Origin of the sequence: Methylobacterium sp. Leaf108 (assembly GCF_001423265.1) — a bacterium.
Lineage (GTDB): Bacteria > Pseudomonadota > Alphaproteobacteria > Rhizobiales > Beijerinckiaceae > Methylobacterium.
The window spans coordinates 280,233-302,088 of sequence record NZ_LMND01000031.1; the positions used below are offsets into that span (position 1 = coordinate 280,233).

Annotated in this window: 20 protein-coding genes and 1 tRNA gene; 7 read left to right on the top strand and 14 right to left on the bottom strand. The window is 67.2% G+C overall.

The window, feature by feature from the left end; translation table 11 throughout:
- Nucleotides 1–709: 709 nt before the first annotated feature.
- A complete protein-coding gene (locus tag ASF39_RS20745; protein ID WP_082494610.1) occupies nt 710–1,261 on the top strand; it encodes a metallophosphoesterase in 552 nt (183 codons plus the stop codon).
- Nucleotides 1,262–1,328: 67 nt separating this feature from the next.
- Here ASF39_RS20745 and ASF39_RS21465 read toward each other — a convergent pair whose 3' ends face one another.
- From ASF39_RS21465 to ASF39_RS16025, 5 genes are all read right to left on the bottom strand, one after another.
- On the bottom strand, nt 1,329–1,658 hold the full coding sequence (locus ASF39_RS21465) for a hypothetical protein (protein ID WP_156648524.1): 330 nt from the start codon (nt 1,656–1,658) through the stop codon (nt 1,329–1,331).
- Between the two features lie 244 nt (nt 1,659–1,902).
- The gene (locus ASF39_RS16010; RefSeq protein ID WP_082494618.1) at nt 1,903–2,481 is read right to left on the bottom strand and encodes a hypothetical protein; all 579 of its coding nucleotides are present in this window, start codon (nt 2,479–2,481) and stop codon (nt 1,903–1,905) included.
- 226 nt (nt 2,482–2,707) lie between these two features.
- Nucleotides 2,708–3,745: a hypothetical protein gene (locus ASF39_RS16015; protein WP_056285701.1), complete on the bottom strand. Its 1,038-nt coding sequence runs from the start codon at nt 3,743–3,745 to the stop codon at nt 2,708–2,710.
- 24 nt (nt 3,746–3,769) lie between these two features.
- Nucleotides 3,770–3,976, bottom strand: coding sequence for a hypothetical protein (locus ASF39_RS16020; protein ID WP_156648525.1), 207 nt, complete (start codon nt 3,974–3,976; stop codon nt 3,770–3,772).
- Nucleotides 3,977–4,069: 93 nt separating this feature from the next.
- The gene (locus ASF39_RS16025) at nt 4,070–4,378 is read right to left on the bottom strand and encodes a DNA-binding protein (protein ID WP_056285706.1); all 309 of its coding nucleotides are present in this window, start codon (nt 4,376–4,378) and stop codon (nt 4,070–4,072) included.
- Between the two features lie 155 nt (nt 4,379–4,533).
- Between ASF39_RS16025 and ASF39_RS21470 the strand changes: the two genes are divergently transcribed.
- On the top strand, nt 4,534–4,788 hold the full coding sequence (locus ASF39_RS21470) for a hypothetical protein (RefSeq protein ID WP_156648526.1): 255 nt from the start codon (nt 4,534–4,536) through the stop codon (nt 4,786–4,788).
- Nucleotides 4,789–4,890: 102 nt separating this feature from the next.
- Here the strand turns inward: ASF39_RS21470 and ASF39_RS16030 are convergent, their stop codons facing one another.
- Genes ASF39_RS16030 through ASF39_RS21475 form a run of 4 tightly spaced genes read right to left on the bottom strand, consistent with a single transcriptional unit; the run spans nt 4,891 to nt 7,787 of the window.
- Nucleotides 4,891–6,297, bottom strand: a complete 1,407-nt coding sequence (locus ASF39_RS16030) for a phage/plasmid primase, P4 family (RefSeq protein ID WP_056285709.1) — start codon at nt 6,295–6,297, stop codon at nt 4,891–4,893.
- Nucleotides 6,281–7,147 carry a bifunctional DNA primase/polymerase gene (locus ASF39_RS16035; protein ID WP_056285712.1) on the bottom strand — a complete coding sequence of 289 codons (867 nt, stop codon included), beginning with the start codon at nt 7,145–7,147 and terminating at the stop codon, nt 6,281–6,283. Before ASF39_RS16035 ends, ASF39_RS16030 begins: the two co-directional genes overlap by 17 nt.
- A complete protein-coding gene (locus tag ASF39_RS16040; RefSeq protein WP_056285714.1) occupies nt 7,144–7,524 on the bottom strand; it encodes a hypothetical protein in 381 nt (126 codons plus the stop codon). Before ASF39_RS16040 ends, ASF39_RS16035 begins: the two co-directional genes overlap by 4 nt.
- Nucleotides 7,521–7,787 carry a hypothetical protein gene (locus ASF39_RS21475; protein WP_156648527.1) on the bottom strand — a complete coding sequence of 89 codons (267 nt, stop codon included), beginning with the start codon at nt 7,785–7,787 and terminating at the stop codon, nt 7,521–7,523. The genes ASF39_RS16040 and ASF39_RS21475 overlap by 4 nt, the downstream gene beginning before the upstream one ends.
- 29 nt (nt 7,788–7,816) lie before the next feature.
- Between ASF39_RS21475 and ASF39_RS21480 the strand changes: the two genes are divergently transcribed.
- Nucleotides 7,817–7,885 (top strand) — tRNA-Gln (locus tag ASF39_RS21480).
- Between the two features lie 539 nt (nt 7,886–8,424).
- Here ASF39_RS21480 and ASF39_RS16045 read toward each other — a convergent pair.
- The gene (locus ASF39_RS16045; protein WP_056285718.1) at nt 8,425–9,192 is read right to left on the bottom strand and encodes a sulfotransferase domain-containing protein; all 768 of its coding nucleotides are present in this window, start codon (nt 9,190–9,192) and stop codon (nt 8,425–8,427) included.
- Nucleotides 9,189–10,223 carry a sulfotransferase gene (locus ASF39_RS16050; RefSeq protein ID WP_056285723.1) on the bottom strand — a complete coding sequence of 345 codons (1,035 nt, stop codon included), beginning with the start codon at nt 10,221–10,223 and terminating at the stop codon, nt 9,189–9,191. Before ASF39_RS16050 ends, ASF39_RS16045 begins: the two co-directional genes overlap by 4 nt.
- 206 nt (nt 10,224–10,429) lie before the next feature.
- Between ASF39_RS16050 and ASF39_RS16055 the strand changes: the two genes are divergently transcribed.
- Genes ASF39_RS16055 through ASF39_RS16070 form a run of 4 tightly spaced genes read left to right on the top strand, consistent with a single transcriptional unit; the run spans nt 10,430 to nt 16,296 of the window.
- The gene (locus ASF39_RS16055) at nt 10,430–12,724 is read left to right on the top strand and encodes a hypothetical protein (RefSeq protein WP_056285726.1); all 2,295 of its coding nucleotides are present in this window, start codon (nt 10,430–10,432) and stop codon (nt 12,722–12,724) included.
- A complete protein-coding gene (locus tag ASF39_RS16060) occupies nt 12,717–13,748 on the top strand; it encodes a hypothetical protein (protein ID WP_056285729.1) in 1,032 nt (343 codons plus the stop codon). Before ASF39_RS16055 ends, ASF39_RS16060 begins: the two co-directional genes overlap by 8 nt.
- A complete protein-coding gene (locus ASF39_RS16065; RefSeq protein WP_156648528.1) occupies nt 13,745–14,530 on the top strand; it encodes a DUF6270 domain-containing protein in 786 nt (261 codons plus the stop codon). Before ASF39_RS16060 ends, ASF39_RS16065 begins: the two co-directional genes overlap by 4 nt.
- 2 nt (nt 14,531–14,532) lie before the next feature.
- Nucleotides 14,533–16,296 carry a hypothetical protein gene (locus tag ASF39_RS16070; RefSeq protein WP_056285734.1) on the top strand — a complete coding sequence of 588 codons (1,764 nt, stop codon included), beginning with the start codon at nt 14,533–14,535 and terminating at the stop codon, nt 16,294–16,296.
- A 76-nt stretch (nt 16,297–16,372) separates the two neighbouring features.
- Here ASF39_RS16070 and ASF39_RS16075 read toward each other — a convergent pair whose 3' ends face one another.
- The 3 genes from ASF39_RS16075 to ASF39_RS21685 all read right to left on the bottom strand — a co-directional run.
- Nucleotides 16,373–18,211, bottom strand: coding sequence for a hypothetical protein (locus ASF39_RS16075; protein ID WP_056285736.1), 1,839 nt, complete (start codon nt 18,209–18,211; stop codon nt 16,373–16,375).
- Between the two features lie 358 nt (nt 18,212–18,569).
- Nucleotides 18,570–20,603 (bottom strand): calcium-binding protein, encoded by a 2,034-nt coding sequence (locus ASF39_RS16080; protein WP_280137221.1) that lies wholly within the window; start codon nt 20,601–20,603, stop codon nt 18,570–18,572.
- Nucleotides 20,554–21,856: calcium-binding protein (locus ASF39_RS21685; protein WP_162240604.1), on the bottom strand; the 1,303-nt coding region annotated here is incomplete at its 5' end. The genes ASF39_RS21685 and ASF39_RS16080, both read right to left, overlap by 50 nt.

Below are 21,856 nucleotides of genomic sequence, written 5' to 3' on the forward strand. Positions count from 1 at the left end.
ACGATAGCTTGCGCAGTCGTTTCTAATCCGCCATCAAAAATATTCCATTGCAGTGTAAATCCTTCGGAACTAAAACTATTAAAGGCCGTAAAAGTAAGTTGGTTCTTAGCGACGCCAACGTTTGTATCAAAATCAAAAATCTCATTTGTCGTAACATTTTCATAATCAAAACTCATAGCAGACTTAATTATAGCTCCAAACTCATCTATGTATAGATATTTCCATTCAGTTTCACTGTAAAAATCGCCAGTTTCAGGGTCGGTGTAAGCTTCAATAAAATAGCTTACCCCGACGCGAAGATAACTGTTGACTCTGTCTGTAAGAATATTTGAATTATAAGTTGTAACCATTTGCGAATCCCCCTCGTGTGGATTTCCCGGTCCACATATAGCGAAACTGAATAAAATGTCATAATCTAAATTGATTGCGTATGATACATTTGATTGTTTGTAAATAATAATAACAAATTAGGCTTATAAGATTGCATTCCGAGAGCCATTACCAAAATTGTGGTAGTTTAGATCTTTCTGAATCGGCTATATGATCGGCTATATATAGGAGCGCTTAATGCTTTTCGAAGCCGCGCTTGCGTAAGGACGTAGGGCGTGATCACGCCGACTTGCCGACGGTCCCGAGGGCTATGCCATCTCCGTAATCGACGGCACCACCGTCTTTTGCTCGCAGTAAGCGCATCTGCCCCATAGGCCGCATGGCAACCTTCTTCACGGCCGACACGCACTTTGGCGATGCGCCTCTCGTGCACCGGCGCCGGAATGCTTTCGGCTCCGTCGAGGGGCATGACGAGGCGCTGATCGATCGCTGGAACGCGGTCATTGGAGCATCTGACGAGTTCTGGCACCTCGGTGACTTCGCAGTCGGCGCCAGCCGTGAGCATTGTGCCGCCGTGTTCGCCCGCCTAAACGGCATCAAGCGCCTCATGCGTGGCAACCGCGTGCTCGACCTTCCGTGGGCCGATCCGCCCGTGGAGAGCGCTCGCATCACTGTCCGGGATGCCGAGGGCCGGCCATGGCGGTTCTTCCTCTCACGCTATCCGCACCGGTCCTGGCCGGGGTTCTGGCGAGAAACCCGCCACCTCTATGGCCACGCGCATGCTTGCCTGCCGGACACCAGCCGGTCGTGTAATGTCGGCGCTGACGCCTGCGACTATCCACCCGTCGGTTTCAGGCGCCTTCTCGCACGCCAGGAGGCGGCCGAGAATGTACCGGAGGAAATGGCGGTACATGGCCTGCGCTTAAAATGACCGCGAGTCCTTAATGCAACTCTCAGTGAGCCGCGATCGCGTCGTCATCGTGCGGCAGGATCTCCTGTCAAAGATGCGGTAGCCCTGCCAGAGACGGTGCCGCCTCCACGGCAGGAGCCACTGGCTCCGCGACCTCGATATCTTGCAGCCCTGCCCAGAGCTTCCAATCGCTCCAGGCGATCGCCAGAGCGGCCGATGCCTCATTGCGGGATCCGACAGTCGCGCCTCGGCGGAAAGGCGTTGCGCCGATGTTGAGTTGCATGCCCCACATCCACTGTTCGTCAGCAGCAGGGCCAGCCGAGATGCAATCGATCCGGCCAACGATCAGCAATCCACTCGTCGCGAAGTAGGTCTCGCGCGGGTGGTCCTGCAGGCGAGTGAAGACAAGTTTGGCCATGGCGATCCCGACAGGTGCGGAGCTATACGCCGCGCTGAATCAGCCGATTTGCAATCCAAATCTGGAATGGTCGGGGGCCATATGGCAGATCCGGGCCAGATTTCAGCATCCTTCGGGAGGCACTGCAACCACGGCCACCCACCCTCGCCCCTCGCCCCTGATCGGCCAAGCTCTGAGACGGGTTCGCGCGTCTCTACCTTCATTTTCACCGACAGCGTGTCGGTGAATAGGCCCATTCGTCCAACTACTGTCGAAGGGGTCCCGCCTCGGGCTCACCCATCTCGACGAGGTGCTGACGAACGTAGGTGGTGAGGATGGTGGTGAGGGCTCGGGCGTCCACGTTGAGCTCGTCGGCCATCGTGATGGCGATCCGGCCCGGCCAGGATTGCCAAGCGTCGCGGTTCTCGCGGGCGGTGTCGAAGAAAAGTTTCTCGGCCAGGGCGCGGTCGACGAGCTTGCCGGCCTGTTCAGCCTGATCGAGTTCGCGCTGACGCGCCTTCAGAATCAACTCGGCGGTGCGGACCTTGCCGAAGTCGACGCCCTTGCCGTCGTCCTGCATGCCCTCCTCGGACAGGATGCGGGCAATCAGAGTGATGGCTTCGCGGGCATCCTTCTCGGTCTTCACCTGCGCACTGGAGTGCGCACCCTCCTGCGCACCCTGAGTGCGCACTTTGCCTGTAGTTCGCACCCTGCTGCGGGACGGGTCTGTCTTGCCTGCCCAGGACGCCCGCGCCGCAACCGGATCGATCTGGCCGTCCGGCAAAACATTAATACGGTTGTCTTTTATGGCGCTGCGGACGGCGCTCTCCGTCACGCCAAGCATCTTGGCGAACTGCCGACGGGATACCGGGCCGGGGCTGGACGTGCGCACCTAGAATTCAGCCTCTCGCGCTAGAAACACTGGGGGCCCCGACCACCCGTATACAATCCAGGGCCGTAGGGTCCCTGACGGTCTGAATGGGGGTGGCGCCCGCGGCCATGGCCTGAGCCACGCGCCTGCCGCGGGTGCCTACGCCGGGCGAAGGAGAAGAACTCCCGGCGATCTCGGATCAGGCGACTTGACGCTGGTCGGTGAGCCAGGCGCTACGCTGGCGTTCGGTCTCGGCTCGCCGCCAGGCCGCTAGATCGAACTCGATGTCGACGCAGTCCTCCCAGCCGAAACGCCCGCGGACGGCATCGTGGGAGCCTGCATCCTGGTGAGCGGCCTGCCACTCACGGGACTGATGGTCCGAAGCGACGCTTAACTCGATCGCACGCTCGGCAACCGGGCGCGGGAGGTTCGTGCTCGGCGAGGTGACCATCGTTGGAACGCGGTCGGCGCCGATGTACTGGAAGGGGGAGATCACGAAGACCTGCACCTCGTCGCCGGCCGGGGTGAAGTCGGGCAGAGCGTCGTAGTGGACCGGAAGCTCCTGGCCGATCTCCTGCTTGCGGATCTGATCGGCGACCTCGCGGAGGCGCTGGCCGAAGGCGCTGGCCGTCGCAGCCGGGTCCGTCCCCTCGACCGGCTGGCGCATGCCGTACATCGACCAGGGATTCACCTCGGCGTGGACCTCCAGCCCGGGCATGGCATGGATGAGGCCCTGCAGGACGAGGGCGTTGGCGACGTTGACCGGGCTCGCTGTGCCACATGCGGGGTCGAACTGGCCGGCCGCCGCACCGCTGATGGTGATGACGAGCATGCTGCGCGCCTTGGCGACGGCGGCGAGGGATTTGGCTAGGTTGGCGGCCGCGGCCTCGATCTCGCTGGCGTTCTGCTCCAGGCCACCGGCGACATGCTCGCGCTCGGCATCGACCCGCGCCACCTCGATCCGGGCTTCCGTCTCGGCAATGCGGCGCTCGATCTCCGTGAGAGCATCGGTGACGCCGTAGGCCGTGCCCTCGATCTCGCGGCAGGCGCGCTCGGCCTCGGCGATGGCGGCGGTGTCACCGTCTTCGATCAGCAGCCGGCGGCGGGTGGCGACAGCCTGCTCGACCTCGGTGGCCAGGGCGGACTGACGTGCCTGCAGGTTGGTGCGGGTGGTGATGAGGCCGGTGAGTTCGGTCTCCGGAGTAGTGCTCGTCGGGATGGACTTGGCTTTGGCCATGGTGGAGCTCTCCTTCGATGCGGATCAGGCGACGTTGCGGTTGGCTGCAAGCTCCAGCGGTGGGAGATCGACGCCATCGCTCACGAGCTGAGTACGGAGGGCATGGCGCAGGTACTCGGAGGCCGACGTGCGACGCTTGCGAGCCGCTTCCAGAACGGCATCGGCGACACCGCGCTCGGCCCGGAACCGCAGGAACTCGGGGAATGTCATGGAACGGGCGGCGGTCTGCACGACTGGCTCCTCGGGTGGGGGCTTTAAGGTGTGCAGAGGATGCCCGATCAGAGCCGTCCGGGACCACCGACGGCTTCGGGATCTTCGGAGGTTTCAGGCTGATCTCGCCCAGTCCCTCAGCAGGCCATCGAGGCCGAGACGGTGGAAGTACGGGGCTACGTTTTGCTCCGTCCGGCTACCGGCGAGATAGGCCTTCAGCGCGCGCCGGTCGTCATCGAGGAACATCGTCAGGGCGACGCGGCTCACGACCCACGAGCCACCACCGACGCGGCGCCCGATGTCGTGGTTCAGGCACCAGAGGCGGACGGTGTCGACCGACTTGCCGGCAATCTTGGCGGCCTGGGCCAGGGACAGTCCCTCGCGGCGGTCGAAGGGGATCAGGCAGCAGGGAGTGCTGTGCATAACCCTCGGTGTTGGAAGGTGCCGTTGCTGCACCGCCTGTCGCTCAACCTCAGTCATGGCTTGGCCTCGCGGGCTTTCCAAAACCTGATGCAGCTCGACGCGATGGAAAAGGAGCGTATCATCTTGCTTGCTCCTCTGGGGCAAGGGAGGGAAAAATGTCCGCAAACTGGAAATCAGTTAAAGAGGACTTGAATTGGAGCCTGAACCAAGGCGAAGCCGTGAAAGGCCGCACCGAACTGAAGGAAGCCTTGAGTAAAGGCGACCATAAGGAAATGGGACACGTCATCGAGGCGTTTAATTTAGGCCAGCGAGACAGCCATAAGCAGGCCAACTTAGCGAGGTGCGCGCATGAAGATGACAAGCGCTTGTACAACATCGGCCGAAAGCTGATTGAGCTCAAAGCATCATAGTATCCAGTGAGGCGGGTTGAGGCGCCCCTTCCGGTTACCTCACTATTCGCGCCCGTGCGCGTGTGCGTGCAGTACGGCGAACCCGCCTCAACCCGCCTCATCTCACTCAGCCTCATGTGATGGGCGTGGCCGGACCTCGACGCCCTCGAAGCCACGAGCGCGGCCCCCGACACCGGTTGGCACGTTCTTGTTCTTCTTGAACCCGAGCTTATCCATCCGGTCGCCGAAGCTGGTCTGAGTGCCCGGCATCTCGTTGTTGGATCGCGCGTAATCGGTCCACGAAGCGAACAGCTCGGAGGTCGTGGCCTTCCGATAGGGGTTCGCCTTGTCCACGATGCACCGATCATCCAGCCACTGGCTGAAGGTATCCTGCGCCGTGAAGTACTCGTCGGTGGCGTCCTTCACGACGTCGGGCCGCACGAGGCGGTTGGCCTGCCAGTCGAGGCACCCGTCGATCATCCAGCGCAGGATCGCCGGCCATTCGGCCTGCAGCTTCTCCTCCAGCCTCGGATCGGGCACCGCCGGCTTGAACAGGAAGGGCAGCAGGTTGAACCGGCGCTTGGCGGCGTCGTCGACGCTGGAGAGCCCGGGCTTGTTGTTGCCGATGATGAGGAGCTTGAGCACCGGCATGAACTCGAACTCGTCCTGGCGCATGTAGCGCGCCCGCATGACGTCACCGCCGGTGAGCTGCTTGATCCGGCTCTCGGCCCATTGGCGGCCCTGCTCAGTCTCCGAGGCCGTGACCAGGCGGGCCCCGCGAAGGGCAGCGATCTCGGTGGGATGGCGGTCGTGCTTGGCCGCCGTGAAGGTCTCCATGGCGGCGTTGAGGGCGTAGTCCTTCAGGATCCCGGCCAGGACGTGGATCAGCACGCCCTTGCCGTTACCGCCGCCACCGAAGGCGAAGCACAAGGCCTGCTCGCTGGTGTCGCCGGTCAGGCAGTACCCGGCCCATTGCTGGATGAACCGGATGTAGCCGGCATCGCCCTGGGTCACGTCCTGCAGGAACTGGAGCCAGGTCGGGCAATCCGGCGTCTCGGCCGGCGTCACCGCCGTCAGCTTCGTAATGCGGTCCTCGCGCCGGGCCTCGCGCAACTGGCCGGTGCGCAGGTCCACCGTCCCGCCGGGCGTGCCCAGCACCCACGGATCGCGGTCCCAGCCGTCGATCGTCGTCGCGAAGACCGGATCGGATCGGCAGAACTTCTCGACGCCACCGGCGAAACTGACCTTTGAGGCGATGTACCGGGTCTTCGGGTCTTCGTCGGCGCACAACTCGCGGGCAAGCTCGCGAGCCCACTGGAAGGCCTTCCCCTGGCGGTTTGGCACCCAGGCCGCGCCGGTCCACTCGTGCCATTTGCCGGTGTCGTGGCAGAACAGCAGCTCGCCGGCATAGCGCTCGGCGAAGGTCCGCGCCGCGTGGTCCTCGGTGAGGAGGTCGCCGTTGCCGCCGCGGGCGCCACGGTGCTGGCTGAACTCCGCCAGACTCAGGATGTCCTCAAGCCCGGCTGCCATGCTGAGCCTCCCTGCGCCGGAGTTCCTTCCGGGCGATGGAGCCGACCGCCTTCGTCACCTGCGCGGGGTTCAGCGGCGGCTGGCAGCGCGCCTCATTCCAGGCCTGCAGGAGCTCGTGCACCACGCCCGGGTCGACGTACCGGCGCATCAGGTGGCCGGCGAGGCGGGTCACGGCGACGTCACGCCCGCCTTCGGCAACACCGTCGGCGACGAGCCGGCGCCATTCGGCCGGATTCCGCGACGTGCCGGCTCCGGGCTGCCCAAGCGCCCGCACCATCCAGTCCGGCATCGGTGCCGGCGGGACGTCGTCAGGGTGATGGTCCACCGACCAGGCGTAGGACCGTCCGGAGACGTGCAGGCTCGGCGGGGCGACGATGTAGCCGCCCGCACTCCGAATATCGAGGCCGGGAGCGAGGCCGCCCTTGTCCCCGACGCTGTTGCCGATCTTCACCCCAGCCGGGGGCCGGAAGAAGATGTGCTCGCCACCGCCGCCCGTGATCGAGCGGCACGTCTCGGGCAACGCCCCGTGCTCGGCCTCCAGGGCCCGCAGGCTCTCGTCGCCACCGTGGCGCGGATCCACGTCGAGAACGATGGTCGGCCCCGTCACCAAGCCGATGTTGGCGAGCGGCTCGCAGGTGAACCAGCGCCGGACGATCTTTTCCTCGTTCGTCGCGTTCGTCAGCCCCCGCGGGGCCAACTTCGCCATGGGGTGCTTGCCGGCGTCCGTGCAATCGGCCTTGCCGCAGGTGCAGACGAGGCGGCCATCGGGCGCCGAGCGGATGCCATGAAGGGGGAACACCCGCCCACCGCGGCTAACGAGGTAGAGGGCGGCTTCGAGGCGCTCGGTCATGACCGCGCCTCCATCGCCAGGCGCAGGGACTGCTCGATCTCCACCTCGCGGGTGCTGCGGCCACGCTCGTAGACCGACCGGCAAACCTCCTCGGTCTCGTCGCAGTCGAGGTCTGCGAGACCGATCGTGAAGACCCTGACGCGCACCCCTGTCCGGATCTGCCGAACGGACGTGTACCAGCGCATTCCCGGCGTGATGACGTTGTCGGGATGCAGGAGCCTGATCATCTCGACCTCGGCGCGCGATGCGAGCCGGATGCGGTGGTTCCGATCTGGCCGGCGCTCGAAGAAGCGCGCGTCGGCGAGGATGCTCGTCTCGTTCTCGGCCGTCAGCCGCTTGAGACGGCGCTGAGCAGCGCGGGTTAAGGCTGCCATCATGCATAGCCTCCCTGAAGGAAAGCACGCACCTCGTCGGGTCGGCGGAAGAGGCCGGTCACCGTGCCGTCGCGGTCGATCAGCGCGACGAGGCGCCTTGCCAGTGCGGGCCGCTGAGCGGTATAATTCGCCTCGGTTCTTTTGCCAGAGCCTTTCCGATCAGCGCCGTTGCGGGCCTTCACCCCCGCGACGGCGTTCTTCGTTTTAGAGACCTTTGCCGACCCAAAATCGGTCGGGTTTCCCGTTCTAACCCTTTGATATTGCATGGTCACTTTTCCCCATGTTCGGAGAAAAAGTGTAGTTATTTCAATAGGGCAGGGGGGACTCTGACTCCTCTAGTCGAGGTTCGAATCCTCGTCCCCCAGCCACTGTCAGAACTCAGCCTTTCAGATCATTCAGCGTCTCGCGCCGTCGCCCTGCGGCGTGACCCTGTTGCTTCACACCGCTGCTACACAGGTCGCCCACCCGGGCACCGAAGGAGCGGAGTGGGCACGATCCGGAATGTCGTCCCTGCGTGGGCGAATCCTCCATTTCCTGCGACGTGTGCCGACCGTCCTGCAACCGTATCTGCGACTCAGCGAACTGCTTCGTAGCCTCGCGATCTGCGACCCACGCACTGCCAAGCTCCGCGCATATCGGCTGTACTTGGCCTCGGAAAGCCTGCCTTGGCCTCGGAAAGCCTGTTCTCGGCTCCGAGACCCCGTTTCACGACTCGCCGTCTTGCGGCGTGAAGGTCCAAAAGGGCGGTGGTTCGGGCACGATCCTCACGGCTGCTAAGAGGGCGACCCATGGCCCGGAGCCGCGCTACGCGGGTCATGAAACGGAGTCTCGGACGAAAGAAATCGTTCTGCGTCTCAGATCCGAGTTTGCGATATGCCCGTGTCGGTTCCGGTCTGCTCGCGGTCAAGCGCCGTACGACCGCGTCGCGCGCCAGCCCGAGATGTCAAGGCCGGAGAGCTTCGCGAAACGGGCGAGATCCGCAGCATAGAGCCCACGCAGATGGTCGTGGTCGTCGCTCGTCACAGGCGCGAGGGGCGGCGCGGGTGGCGTCAGATGCTCAACGACGGGATCGAGCATCGGAAATGGAGCGATCCCCATGAATGCGGCGATCCGGTCCAGGACGGCTCGATGGCGGTGCAGAAGATCCTCGGAGGCCAGTGCCAAGACTTGTTGCGCTGGAAAATGCGACAGGACGCGGGCGAGTTGCCTTCCATAGAACCCCCGTTCGACGAAGCTTTTGTCACGCCAGGAACCGTGGCACGGATCGTCGGCGGGCAGGCGAGCCCGACCCTCCCGGATGCTGGCCGAAAACGACAGGTCCTCGGTCCCGCGGCGTACCTCCATACTCCAGTGGGAATAGGCTCGCTCGATCGGGTCTCGAAAGATGAGGATCAGCCGCGCTTCCGAATTGTAGGCCCTGATGCGATCGAGGGCGGGAGGCCAAAACACGTAGATCGGTGTCGCATCGAAGCGGATGCGACCCAGAGCCTCGCCCTCGAAAGCCTCGTCGTGAAGGCGGTGGTGGCGAAGGCTCCAGTCGCGCGTCTCGTCGTCGAAGAGGTGGAGCTCCTTGCGGCGCGGAGCTTGCAGGTCGCGATGGGCGGCGAGGTAGCGGAACAAGCTGGTCGTTCCACATTTCTGCACCCCAGCGACGAACATCCCGATCGTCATCGGGGCGCCGGCTCCGCGTGGTGGCGCGGCTCGGCCCGGTGCAGGCGTTCGAGTGCCGCCGCCAAGAGCCGACGCTCGCGCAGGGGATCGGGTGCTTTGACCGCGTCGTAGGGCGACGTCAGCCGCTGGAAGCAGAACTCGACGCTGAAAAGATCGGCCTGCCGCTCCGAGATGACGGCCAGTCGCTCGGCCAACGCATCGAGACGGGCCCCATCGATGCGGTCCTCGCACGACCTGCTCAGGACCGCGTGGATCTCCAGAAGCAGCGCGCCGAGCGGCGGGCTGAAGACGTCGTAGGCAGCCGTTCGGTGATGATGCAGCGCGGCCTCGAAGGGGGATTCGACCCACGCGAGATCGACGGCCCGCGTCCCGGCCGCCATGAACTCGGCGAGGCGTCGCGCGGTCGGCCGCCAATCCGAAACCAGGGTCTCGTAGGAGACGACGATCCGCGGCAGATCCCGCGTGTGCCGCTCGACGTCGAGCAGGTGGTGGGCCCAGAGCACGCCGGCGTAATCGGCCGAAATCTGGTTGCGCGTGAACAGCGACGCCGCCACGTCGGCCGGAGCGCGCAACGACAGCACGACCTTCGGGTCGATTCCCATGACCTCGAACAGGGCGCGGTAGAAGGGCACGAACCGACAGATGCGCGGATCCTTGAGGACGAACAGCCCGGCCGTCCCGAAGCTCCTGTCCAGCGCGGCCAGAAGGTGGCCGGTGAAGGTTCGAACTCGTTCGGCCCCCATCGCGGAGAGATCGAGCGGACGGGTATCGAGCCAGGCGCTGTCGGCCGCCGACAGCATCTGGTCGTGGAGACGCACGAGACCTGCCGGCTCCCAATACCCCCTCGGATTGTCGGGTGCGGGCGGGTTCGGATCCGTGGGCGGCACCGCACCGAGCCGCGCGAGCAGGTCTGTCAGGACGGAGGTGCCGCTACGGTGCATACCGAGCACCAGCACGGCCGTACGCCGCCCGGCGGCGTCTCGGTCCTCGACGGCAGACGGGATGGCGGATGCCGGCATGACGGTCGCCAAGTGCTTCTCCGGTGTCGTTCGCCTCCCGTCCGCGGCGTTCCCACACCGAGACAGGCCACGACCGGCTACCGCAATGGGCGGCTTTGCGCTACCAGCACCGACGATCACCAGCCGCGAGCCGAGCGCGAGAGGGGGGGTTCCGCCTCCCTGCGAGCTGTCTCTGCGCCGCCGTATCTTGGTCCAGCAAAGCAAAAACACCACCCGGCATGAGCATCTCGGTCACTGATGGCCCCCGGCGCCGCGACGATTACGATCTGATCGTGCCGCATTTCGATGCAGGTCATTATCGAACCTACCAGACCGATTTGAGCGCATCCGGCGGCGACCCGGTTTTGCACTTCCTCATGCATGGCTGGCGTCAAGGTCTCAGCCCGAGCGCTGCCTTCGACACCAAATTTTATTTGGATCTGTATCCCAACCTTTTGGCCGAGAACGTCAATCCGCTCGTGCACTATCTTCGTCACGGCGCCTGGGCCGGATATCTTCCGCGCTCCAACCGGCTCGAGCAACGGTTCTACGAGCCCGGAGCCGTCATCCCGTCCTGGGCGTTCCTACTCCCGACGGACTCGACGATGAGCGAGGTGCGCAGGCTGGTGGCCGGCCACTTCGACGAAACCGCCTATCGGGCTTTGTGTCCCGATCTCGATCCGACGGGGGGCGATGCCCTGTTGCATTACCTCCTGTGGGGTTGGCGGCAGGGCCTACGTCCCCAGGCGACCGACGGCTTCGACGATGCGTTCTACTGCGAGACCTATCCGGATGTCGCGGGCACCGACATCAGCCCGCTGCTGCACTATCTGCGCTGGGGCGCTTGGGCCGGTCGCTTGGCACGCCGACGCCCGAAGGGGCGGGAGTTCCGTCCGGCAACTCCGGACACGCCCGGCTGGCTGCCCGTTCGTCCCAGCGACGAGCAGATAGGCGAAGCGCGGGTGCTGACCGAAGGGCATTTCGACGAAGCGCACTACCTGTCGCAGGCGCCGGATCTGTCGCCCGCTGGCGGCGATGCCTTCCTGCACTTTCTGGTCTGGGGATGGCGCGAGGGCTTGAATCCCGGGCCGGGCTTCGACGTCGGGTTTTACCTGACCTCCTATCCGGAGGTGGCGGCGACGGACGTGAACCCGCTCCTGCATTACCTCCGCGACGGCGTTCACAGGGACATGCTGCCGCGCAAGTCGCTTATCCCGTGGCGCACGCAGCTCGATCAGGCGCGCTCCGGCCGGGAGCGTGCCGCCCGGATCGGACCGGTGCAGAATCCGACATCGATCAATGCCCGGGATCTCGCCCGGGCCTTGGTCGGCGCCGACGAGCCGGCCGGAGTGGCCGTGGTGCTCAGCCACGACGACTTCACACGCTCGCTCGGCGGCGTGAAGAACGTCATCGAGGACGAGTTCGCCGGCTTCCGCGCGGCGGGCTGGCGCCACCTGCACGTCTGGCCACTCCGGATCATTCCGATCCTGGCGGATCCGGCAGCGTCGGACGAAGCGATCGTGCAGCTCTTCATCGATGGCGAGCCGGCCGGAACGGCGTCCGTCGCGGATCTGCTGCAGGCCATCGCCGATTGCCGGACGGGCGGCCGGGTCGTGCAGGTGATCGTTCACCACCTTGCCGGCCACGCACCGGAGCATGTCCAGGCCCTCGTCGCGGCCGCCGGATCGGCACCGCCATTGGTCTGGCTGCACGATTACTTCACGCTCTGTACCAACTACGCCCTGATGAGGAACGACATCGCGTTCTGCCGGGCGCCGCCCGTCGATTCTCCCGCCTGCGCGATCTGCTGCTACGGCGAGGAGCGAGCCGATCACCTCAGGCGGATGCGGACCTTCTTCAGGGAAACCCTGCCGGTGGTGCTCGCCCCCTCGGAGACGGCGTTGGAGCTCTGGCGAGGTCAGGGGTTCGACCATGCCCGCGCCGTGGTGACGCCCCTGGCCCGGCTGGACCTGGACGCGCCCGTTCACGTCTTGCGCAACGCCCCGGGACCGGTGCCACGGCCGATCCGGGTCGCCTTTCTCGGGACCCGCATCTTCCTGAAGGGATGGGCGACCTTCCAAGCGCTTGTCGAGCGTCACGCCGCCGATGGGCGTTACGCGTTCTTCCAATTCGGCATGCCCGACGGACTTCCGTCGCCGGCCAATCTCCACGCCATCCCTGTCGCGGTGAAGGCCGAGGATCGTGACGCCATGGCCCGTGCGATCGAGGAGCACGAGATCGACGTCGTCGTCGTCTGGTCCCTGTGCCGGGAGACGTTCTCCTTCACGCTTCACGAGGCGCTGGCCGGCGGCGCCTTCGTGGTGGCCAGGAAGGCGGCGGGCAACGTCTGGCCGGCGCTCGCTGCCCACGCGCCCGAACAGGGCTGCGCGCTCGCGGACGAGGACGACCTGAAGGCGCTGTTCGCAGGCGACCGGATCGGCGAGTTGGTGGCGCGTCCGCGGGCGAAGGGCAGGTTGAAGCCGGGGCGAGGGGCGCTGGACTGGTTGGCGGCCAACGGGACGGTCCATGGCTGAGGTGCATTGCTTCACCAGCGCGACCTTCGCCTACCTCGATCGAGCGAGGGTCCTGGCCGAGACCCTGCGGCGCCATCATCCGGATTGGCACGTCACCCTCTGCCTGCCGGACGAGGAGCCCCCGGGCTTCGCCTTCGATCCGGCGAACGAGCCGTTCGACCGCATCGTGCGCCTGCCCGAGTTGGGCATTCCCGATCTCGCCGCCTGGCGCTTCGGCCACGACGTGGTGGAACTATGCACCGCGGTGAAGGGCGCGATGCTCGCGCTCCTTCTGGAGGAAGGAGCAAGGAAGGTCGTCTACCTCGATCCCGACATCGCCCTGTTTTCCAGCCTGCGCCCGGTCGAGGCGCTGCTCGAGCGCCACAGCGTCGTCCTGACGCCGCACCTGCTACGGCCGGAGGAGACGGAGCAAGGGGTGCTCGATAACGAGATCGGTGCCCTGAAGCACGGCATCTACAACCTGGGTTTCATCGCCGTCGCCGGCACCGGGGAGGGCCGCCGCTTCGCACGGTGGTGGCGCGCCCGGCTCCTCGCCTTCTGCCGCGACGACATCCCCGCCGGGCTGTTCACCGATCAGCGTTGGTGCGACCACGTTCCGGCCCTGTTCGACGGCGTCCACATCCTGCGCGACGAAGGCTTCAACGTCGCCTCCTGGAACGTCGCGCATCGGCGGATCGAGGTCGATCCCGACGGGACGATCCGCGCTGCCGGCCGGCCGCTGCGCTTCTTCCACTTCACGAAGCTCGGAACCGCCGGCCGGCTCATGCTGGAACGCAACGGACGCGACCAGCCCGCCCTGTTCGAGTTGACGAAGTGGTACGAACGGCGACTCACCTGCAACGCGGTCGCGATGCTTCCCGAGGGTTGGTGGGCCTACGGCTCCTATGCAGACGGGACGCCGATCCCGATCACGCACCGGCGGCTCTACCGCGAGCGGCCCGACCTGAGGGCGCGCTTTCGCGACCCCTACGCGGCCGGGCCGCACGCGTTGGCGCAGTGGATGGGCGAGGCGTCCGGGACGTGAGCGCACCTCCCGCCCGGATCGCCATGCTCGCAAGCTGCGTCACGCGGGAGGCCTTGCTGACGGGAGGCCGTCCGCTCCGATCCTTGGCGGCGAACTACGCGCGCATCTCGCTGGCAAGCCTGACCGCCCCCTTCCCCGGCTGCCCCGGGATCGATCCCGGAATCGTCGAGCGGCTCGATCGGCCAGCGGCCGTGCGGCACTGGCTGAGGGCGGAACTCTGCAAGACGGTGCCGCACGCGCTCGCCGAGGCGCGGCCGGACGTGCTCCTGCTCGATCTCGCCGAAGAGCGCTTCGATCTCCTCGTGCTCCCGAGCGGCCTCATCCTCAACGCGAGTCTCGATCTCGTGGAAAGCGGGCTCCTGGAGACCCCGGCGCTGGCCGGTGCGCGCCGGGTCCCGCGCCTGTCGGCGGAAGCCTGGGACCTCTGGGAGGCGGGCCTGGCCCGCTTCGCGGCGCTCGCCACGTCGCTGCCCGCCTGCCGCATCGTGCTGCACCGCTTTCGCTGGGCGAGACGGGCGCAGGGCACGGCGGTCCTGCCGGCCGCGCTCGCGATCCTGCCCGGGCAGCCGATCGTCCGGGCTGCCGACCATGATGCCCTGCTCGGGCGGCTTCAGGACCGGTTCCTGGCGGTCTTTCCCGGGACCCAGGTGCTCGAGGCGCCGCCGGAGCTGTGCCTCGCGGACCCGGAGCACCGCTGGGGACTGAGCCCGCTCCACTTCGTTCCCGCCTATCATAGGGCCATCGCCGAAACCTGGCACAGCCTGGAAGGGGCGCTGCCGTGACGATGGCTTCCACGACGGCCGAGGAAGGCCGGGCCGCGCTGATGCAGGCCGCCCGTGCGGTCATCGACGGAGCGATCGAACCAGCCGAGTCGGCGGCCACCCATCCAGTCTGGGGCCGTCGGGCCCGTGAAGTCGCGCGCTGCATCCTGGAGGAGGATCTCGACGGCTTCACCCGCTGGCCCGTCGTCATGCAGACGATGTTCGTGGGCGAGCAACCCGACACGCGGCGACAGCTCGACGCCCTCAAGAGCCTCCCCGACTGGCGTTTGCGATGGCGGCCGGCCCTGAAGGAGAGTGCGCTCGGGCGCCCGGCGGCCTCGAGCCTGCACCCGGCATCGAGCGCCAACCAGATCCGGCAGGCCTATCTGCTGGCCCGCTTCGAGGCCGCGATGGAGACCCGGATCGACGCCTTCGACCAGATCGTCGAATTCGGCGCCGGGTTCGGCGCCCTGTGCCTGCTCGCCCGCCGATTGGGGTTCGGCGGGCGCTACGTCCTTCTCGACATCGAGCCGATGCGTAGCCTGCAGCGCTGGTACCTGCGCAGCAACGGCATCGCGGTGACGGGGGACGGAACGCTGCCGGAGGCGGGCGCGGTGACGCTGCCGGTCTCGGAATTGCCCAAGCTGTTCCCGGAGACGGCCCCGCGCACGGCCTTCCTCGCCCATTGCTCCCTCGGCGAGACGCCGATCCCGCTGCGGGACGAGATGCTCCACACGCTCAAGCGCGTCCAGACCGAGGCGATCTGGCTCGTCTACCAGCAGAATTTCGGAGTTCACAACAGCCATTACTTCGCTGGCGCGGCCAGAGATTTTCTGAATGTCTACGAGGTCGGAATCCGGCCGCTCGAGCCCGGTGCCGCCCCGGATTCCGCCACATACGGTCACGCCTGCCTCGCCCTGAAGCGCGTCCCCGGCCGCGCCTTCCGTCCCGGCATCAAAAACCTGCGCAGGCCTCCATTCGAGACGCGCGATATGCGCCGCCTCGCGGTGGAGGAGGTGAGTGCCGTCGTGCGGCGAGCGGTCGACGCACGGACGCCGCTGTCGCTCCTGCGCCTCGGCGACGGCGAGGGACGCGTGATCGGCTATCCGGACCACGTCCCGCCGCGGCTGCTCGCCGATATCTGGCGGGTCTGGTTCGGTCACGCCGGGTTTACGGACGAGGCGGTGGCACGGCTTCGCCGCGACCTGAAGATCGCCTGCCGGGAGGCGGACGTCGTGGGCATCCCCAAAGCGGAGCCGGACGTCGACTGCGAGTTCGGTCGCGTGGCCGCCCTGTTGCCGCGCGAGGATTTCGTCACGCCCTCCACGCTGCTCTGCCACGCCGGGGTCCATTTCGGGCTCCGGCGGGCAAGCCTCTATCCCGCGCTGCTGGCGGGCCTGCCGTACGTCGGCGTCATCGGGCCGCGCGACCTCGGGCAGGTCCTGCCCGCCCTCTACGGCGTGCGCGGCGTCGCATGGCTGCCCGTGCCCCCGGAGATGGCCTATTCGGACCTGCCCGAGGCCGAGAAGGCCGCATTGGTCAGCGCCGACGCGCATCTCAACGAACGCTACCCGGAACTGATGGAACGCGAGATCCCCGACCTGCTGGCACGGGCGCCCGGCCTTTTGGTGCTCGTCGGCGCCGGCATCCTGGGCAAGATCTATTGCGGGCGCGTCAGGCAGCTCGGCGGCATCGCCATCGACGTCGGCAGCATGATGGATGTCTGGGCCGGCTTGAAGACCCGCGACAACCAGGATTTCGCCAATCTTCGCCCGGTCTTCGGGTGACATGCGGTCGGCTCGATCGACACGGCATCCGGTCGCCACGACCGAAGGCCACGGGTCAACGACCGTCCGGACCGTATCAGGTGAGGAACTGCCCCGAGGCTGTCGCGTAGCAATATCCGGCAAGGCCCGAACCGCCTTCGATACGAAGCCGGACGATCGCATTCGGAGGCGTCGTCGTGGGCAGGCTGAAGCGCCAGCCGACCGGCGCGCCCGGTCCGGAGCCGAGGGCCGGCGGCGCCATCGCCGGGCGCAGCCCAGGGACGGGGCGAGCGTCGACAGCGACCGTGAGCCGCGCGATTCGATCGCCGGGCGCGGCCGCCCATCCCGCGAAGGCCGTGTCCCCGTTCGCAAGGATCGTCGCGCTCTCGAAGCCGCCCATCGGCGGTAACCCGACCCGCAACGCCGTCACGTCCCGGTCCGGTCCGCCGACGAGGTAGAGATCGTCGCTTCCCCGAGGCGCGCTGGAGAGGCGCGCCCAAGTCGGCGGCGCCTCCGGACGCAGCCGACGCAGGGCCGCCTCCACCAGCATCGCGTTCTCCCGGCCGGAGGGAAGGCCGAAGGTCAGGATCCCACGCGGCGTGAGAAGCCCGTGCAGCGTCGCCAGCCGGGTGTCGAGCCACGCCTCAGCCGTCCAGGTGCCCGGAACGATCGGTCCGGCAACGATCAGATCGTGCTTTTGCCCCTCCGCAGGCGGCGGCCAGGGCACGTCGGTCGTCCCGAACAGGCGCGCCTGCCACGCGCGTGCGTCCGCCCGTTCGTCCGATACCGACAGCCGACCCTGCGGCAGCCATTGCGCCAGCGCCCGCGTCAGGCGCCCCCAGCCCGAGGCGACGTGCAGGACGGAGCCGACGGCCGCCATCCCGTCGAAGGCACTGTCGGCGACCTGCCGGCAGATCTCGGCCTCGCGGACCGCCGCCTCGGTGAACCGGACGAGGGCGAGGGAGCGGTCGTCGCCACAGGCCGGCAGCAGCGCCTTGAAGAAGGTCGCATCCTCCCGTGGGAGCGGCTTGCAGAACCGGGCTTCGTCGAGGTGGTGCAGGTGCAGCACATCCTCGATGAAGCCGCGGTGAGCCGGTCCCGCCATGTCGAAGCTCAAGGGCTGCGTCTGCACGGGCTGGCTGCCCAGCGGCGTGCGCAGGTCGACGAAGACGGGGTTCTCGCGCGTCTTGAGGCCGGCCCACAGGTCCATCATGCTGCCGAGGTCGATCGCGACGCCGCCCAATACCTTGACGCGGGCACAATAGAGCTTGCCCGGCAGGCCGGCCCCGACCAATACGACGAGGCCGGGGTATCGCCGCATCAGGCGGGGAATGCCGTCGTCGAGAAGTTCGGGCAGGCGGGTCGTCAGATGCGCGTCGCGGCGCGCAAGTGTTGCGGCCTCGGCGTCCGGCAGATCGGCAAAGCGCATCTCCGGGGGCGTGGGAAGCCAATGGACCCGGCCGATGCCGAAGCGGTCGGGCAGAACGCGCGTCAGGTCGCGCGGCCCGATCACGCCGACCTCGGGCAGACCGGCGAGCAGGCCGGCATACCATCCGTGCCGTTCGAACCACAGGTGAAAGCCCGCATGGCACAATGCCGTGCCTGGCCTGATCGAGCCCTCCCGCGCCAGAAGCGCCGCGACGCGCCCGAACTCGGATCCGAGATACGGTTCCGCCTGCGGGACGCCGATCACGTCGGCCGCACGGCACGCCTCGCGCAGGGCCTCCCTCAGGGCAGCGACCTGTGCCTCCCTGTAGGCGGTGTGGCCGAACCAGGTGCGCCAGATATCGGCGAGCAAGGGCGACGGCACATGCTCCGGATAGCCCATGACCCGGCCCTCCCCGTCACCGAGCCGGATGATCGAGAAAGGCACTCCGGCCGAGACCGCCGCGGACAACCGTGTGCGCAGGGCGTCGAGGGAGAGACGATCGTCCATGCCGAACCACCGCGATCGTCGCGCCGTGCCCCGATCGGCAGCCCGGCTCCAGCGCGATCCTTAGCGGCGACACCGCGTCCATCCAAGGCCAGCGGTCGTCGACGTCGACGCTCTTGCCGTTCGATCGCGGGCTCGCCTCGCGCGGAATGTGGGCTTCGTCCCGGGCCCCCCGGAGCCGGGCGCGGACTTCGTCGCCGTCGATTTCCCGCAAGCCAACCGGCTGACCGTGCCCATCCCGGCGGCGGTGGCAGGGCACGAGGCGACGATGATCTCCGGCCGAACTCGCGCGGCGGTGAGGCAAGCAACCGATTGAGCTTAGCGGACTTGCGAGAAGTCTCGATGATATCGTTAGAGAATATCAACAATACGCCAGCACTGCCGGATAGACCGTCCTTCCGTCTTCGTCGGCCGCGACCTCCGGCAGGCGCTTCTTGGCTTCGAGCCCTACGGCCTGGTCCTGCGGCTCACACCACGAAGAGGTCGAGGTGCGTGAGGGGAACCGCACCGCGGCCGAGGCCAGGCCGCTGCCGTCGGCGTCGTAGGACAGGGCCCCCGTCGCCTTGTCGTAGAGGATGCGGTCGCCGGCATCGGCCGATCCGGTGGAGAGGTCCTTGAAGGCCGCCTCGGCCAGGGCACCGGCTCCCAGCACAGTGAACACGCTGCGCGCGAGGTGCACCGTGTCGTCGATGACCGAGAAGTCCGTGATCCGGTCGAGGTTGCTCGGGCCCAGCGCCGTCCTGAACACGAAGCTGTCCGCCCCGGCACCGCCGGTCAGGAGGTTGGAACCGCCGTTGCCGGTGATCACGTTGGCGAGGGCGTTGCCGGTCCCAGTGAGGTCGCCGGTCCCGGTCAGGGTGAGGTTTTCCAGGTCCGCGCCGCCGAGCCCGTACGACACCGAGGCGGAGACGAGGTCGGTGCCGACGGCGCCGCCGACCTCCACGACTTTGTCGCCGATATCGTCGACGTAATAGGTGTCCGAGCCTGCCCCGCCGATCATGGTGTCGGCCCCGCCGAGCCCGTTGAGGACGTTGGCGCCGCCGTTGCCGGTGATCACGTTGGCGAGCGAGTTGCCGGTGCCGGCGAGGTTGCCCCCGCCGGTCAGGATCAGGTTCTCCAGGTCCGCGCCGCCGAGCCCGTACGACACCGAGGCGGAGACGAGGTCGGTGCCGATGGTGCCGCCGACCTCCACGACTTTGTCGCCGATATTGTCGACGTAATAAGTGTCGGACCCGGCCCCGCCGATCATGGTGTCGGCCCCGCCGAGCCCGTTGAGGACGTTGGCGCCGCCGTTGCCGGTGATCGCGTTGGCCAGCGAGTTGCCGGTCCCATCGAGGTTGCCGGTGCCGGTGAGAATCAGGGCCTCCAGATCCGCGCCGCCGAGCCCGTACGACACCGAGGCGTAGACGAGGTCGGTGCCGATGGCGCCACCGATCTCCACGACTTTGTCGCCGGCGTTGTCGACGTAGTAGGTGTCGGACCCCACCCCGCCGGACATCGTGTCGGCCCCGCCGAGCCCGTTGAGGACGTTGGCGCCGCCGTTGCCGGTGATCGCGTTGGCGAGCGAGTTGCCGGTCCCGGTGAGGTTGCCGGTGCCGGTGAGGATCAGGGTCTCCAGCTCGGAGCCGGACAGGGAGTAGGACACCGAAGCGTAGACGCGGTCGACGCCGGCGGCGGCGTTGGCCTCGATCGCACGGTCGCCGGTGTCGTCGACGTAGTAGGTGTCCGAGCCCGCCCCGCCGATCATCGTATCGGCCCCGCCGAGCCCGTTGAGGACGTTGGCGCCGGCATTGCCCTGGACGGTCTGGGCCAGTTCGTTGCCGGTGAGGTTGATCGCCGTCGTGGCGGTCGCGTCGATCGTGGCGAGGATCTCGATCGATTGTGCGATGGCCAGGGCGTAGCTGGCGGTGGCCAGGACCCGGTCGTTGCCGGCGTTGGCCGCCTCGACGACCCGGTCGCCGGCGGCATCGACGACGTAGGTGTCGTTGCCGCCGAGCCCCGTGAGCGTGTCGTTGCCGGCGCCGCCGTCGAGGACGTTGGCGCCGGCATTGCCGCGCAACGCATTCGCCGCGGCGTTGCCGGTCAGGGCGATGGCGCCTGTGCCGAGGTCGTTCGTGGTCGCCAGGGTTTCGATGGCCTGCCCGGCGCCGAGCGCGTAGCTGACGCCGGCGCGCACGGTGTCGCTACCGCCGTCCGCCGCCTCGACGACCTGATCGGCGGCATTGTCGACGAGGTAGAGGTCGTCGCCGCCCTTGCCCGTCATGACGTCGGCGCCGGCACGGCCGTCGATGACGTCGTTGCCGTCTCCGGTGACGACGGAGTCGCCATGTGCGGTGAGGGTGAGGTTAAAGTGCTCGACGCCCGCGAAGGCGGCGCCGTAGTTGGAGTTGTAGATGTTGAAAGCCCCGCCGTAGCCCGCCGCGAGCGAACCGGGTGAGGGTGAGGTTAAAGTGCTCGACGCCCGCGAAGGCGGCGCCGTAGTTGGAGTTGTAGATGTTGAAAGCCCCGCCGTAGCCCGCCGCGAGCGAACCGCCGCTCGCCACGCCGCCGCCGACGCCGTAGCCGTTGTCGAAGGCCGACCAGTCCACGACCAGGGTGTCGACGCCCGCCCCCATCCCGATGGTGTCGTTGCCGCCCGCGACCGTCACCCAATCGCTGCCGTCGCCGGTGGCGAGCGTGTCGTTGAGATCGAAGGCCAGCGTCGTGATCCGGTCCGCCCCCGCCCCGGTGGTCAGGTCGAGGGCCTCGATGCCCGCCACCGTGCCCGTGCCCAGGTAGCTCGCCTGCGTGCCCGCCCGGGTCAGGTCCAGCACCATCGCCTGTGCCGCCGTCATCGCCGACTTGTCGGACCGCCACCGGTCGGACGTCCCGGCACCGCCGTCGACGACGTCGATGCCCTTGCCGGTGTCGAGGATGTCGTTGCCCGCGTTGCCCCGGGCGGTGTCGTTGCCGTCGCCCGTGACGATGGCGTCGCCCCGCGCCGTCAGCGTCAGGTCGAAGCGCTCGACGCCCGCGAAGGTGGCGCCGTAGTTCGAGTTGTAGACGCTGAAAGCGCCGCCGTAGCCGGCCACCAGCGAGCCGCCGACGGCCACGCCGCCGCCGACGCCGTAGCCGTTGTCGAAGGCCGACCAGTCCAGGATCAGCGTGTCGACCGTGCCCGCCGCGTTGCCGCCCAGGTCGATCCAGTCGTTGCCGCCCGCGATCCTGACGGTGTCGGCGCCGCCGTTGGTGGCGATCTGGTCGTTGTCGTCGCTGGCACGGGTGGTGATCACGTCGTTGCCGGCMCCCGACCTGAAGGGRTCGGCGCTGCCGTTGCCGAGGGTCTCGATGTCGCGCACCGTGGCCGTCTTGCCGTCGACGACGTAGGTGCCCTGCAGGCCGACGAGCCTCAGGTCGAGGACGAGGGCCGCGGTCATGCCSGACTTGTCGGCCGACCAGGTATCGATCCCGGCCCCGCCGTCGACGGTGTCGGCGCCCTTGCCGGTGAACAGGTCGTCGGCGCCGCCGTTGCCGCGCACGATGTCGTCGCCGTCCCCGGTGGTGACCGCGTCCGCCACCGTCGTCAGCGCCAGGTCGAACCGCTCCACGCCGGTGAAGGTGGCGGCGTAGTTCGAGTTGTAGACGCTGAAAGCCCCGCCGTAGCCCGCC

What these genes read in the sequence shown, in the direction of transcription:
- ASF39_RS20745 (WP_082494610.1), top strand. Translation starts at nt 710, where the DNA reads ATGGCAACCTTCTTCACGGCCGACACGCACTTTGGCGATGCGCCTCTC.
- ASF39_RS21465 (WP_156648524.1), bottom strand. Translation starts at nt 1,658, where the DNA reads ATGGCCAAACTTGTCTTCACTCGCCTGCAGGACCACCCGCGCGAGACC.
- ASF39_RS16010 (WP_082494618.1), bottom strand. Translation starts at nt 2,481, where the DNA reads ATGCTTGGCGTGACGGAGAGCGCCGTCCGCAGCGCCATAAAAGACAAC.
- ASF39_RS16015 (WP_056285701.1), bottom strand. Translation starts at nt 3,745, where the DNA reads ATGGCCAAAGCCAAGTCCATCCCGACGAGCACTACTCCGGAGACCGAA.
- ASF39_RS16025 (WP_056285706.1), bottom strand. Translation starts at nt 4,378, where the DNA reads ATGCACAGCACTCCCTGCTGCCTGATCCCCTTCGACCGCCGCGAGGGA.
- ASF39_RS21470 (WP_156648526.1), top strand. Translation starts at nt 4,534, where the DNA reads ATGTCCGCAAACTGGAAATCAGTTAAAGAGGACTTGAATTGGAGCCTG.
- ASF39_RS16030 (WP_056285709.1), bottom strand. Translation starts at nt 6,297, where the DNA reads ATGGCAGCCGGGCTTGAGGACATCCTGAGTCTGGCGGAGTTCAGCCAG.
- ASF39_RS16035 (WP_056285712.1), bottom strand. Translation starts at nt 7,147, where the DNA reads ATGACCGAGCGCCTCGAAGCCGCCCTCTACCTCGTTAGCCGCGGTGGG.
- ASF39_RS16040 (WP_056285714.1), bottom strand. Translation starts at nt 7,524, where the DNA reads ATGATGGCAGCCTTAACCCGCGCTGCTCAGCGCCGTCTCAAGCGGCTG.
- ASF39_RS21475 (WP_156648527.1), bottom strand. Translation starts at nt 7,787, where the DNA reads ATGCAATATCAAAGGGTTAGAACGGGAAACCCGACCGATTTTGGGTCG.
- ASF39_RS16045 (WP_056285718.1), bottom strand. Translation starts at nt 9,192, where the DNA reads ATGACGATCGGGATGTTCGTCGCTGGGGTGCAGAAATGTGGAACGACC.
- ASF39_RS16055 (WP_056285726.1), top strand. Translation starts at nt 10,430, where the DNA reads ATGAGCATCTCGGTCACTGATGGCCCCCGGCGCCGCGACGATTACGAT.
- ASF39_RS16060 (WP_056285729.1), top strand. Translation starts at nt 12,717, where the DNA reads ATGGCTGAGGTGCATTGCTTCACCAGCGCGACCTTCGCCTACCTCGAT.
- ASF39_RS16070 (WP_056285734.1), top strand. Translation starts at nt 14,533, where the DNA reads ATGGCTTCCACGACGGCCGAGGAAGGCCGGGCCGCGCTGATGCAGGCC.
- ASF39_RS16075 (WP_056285736.1), bottom strand. Translation starts at nt 18,211, where the DNA reads ATGGACGATCGTCTCTCCCTCGACGCCCTGCGCACACGGTTGTCCGCG.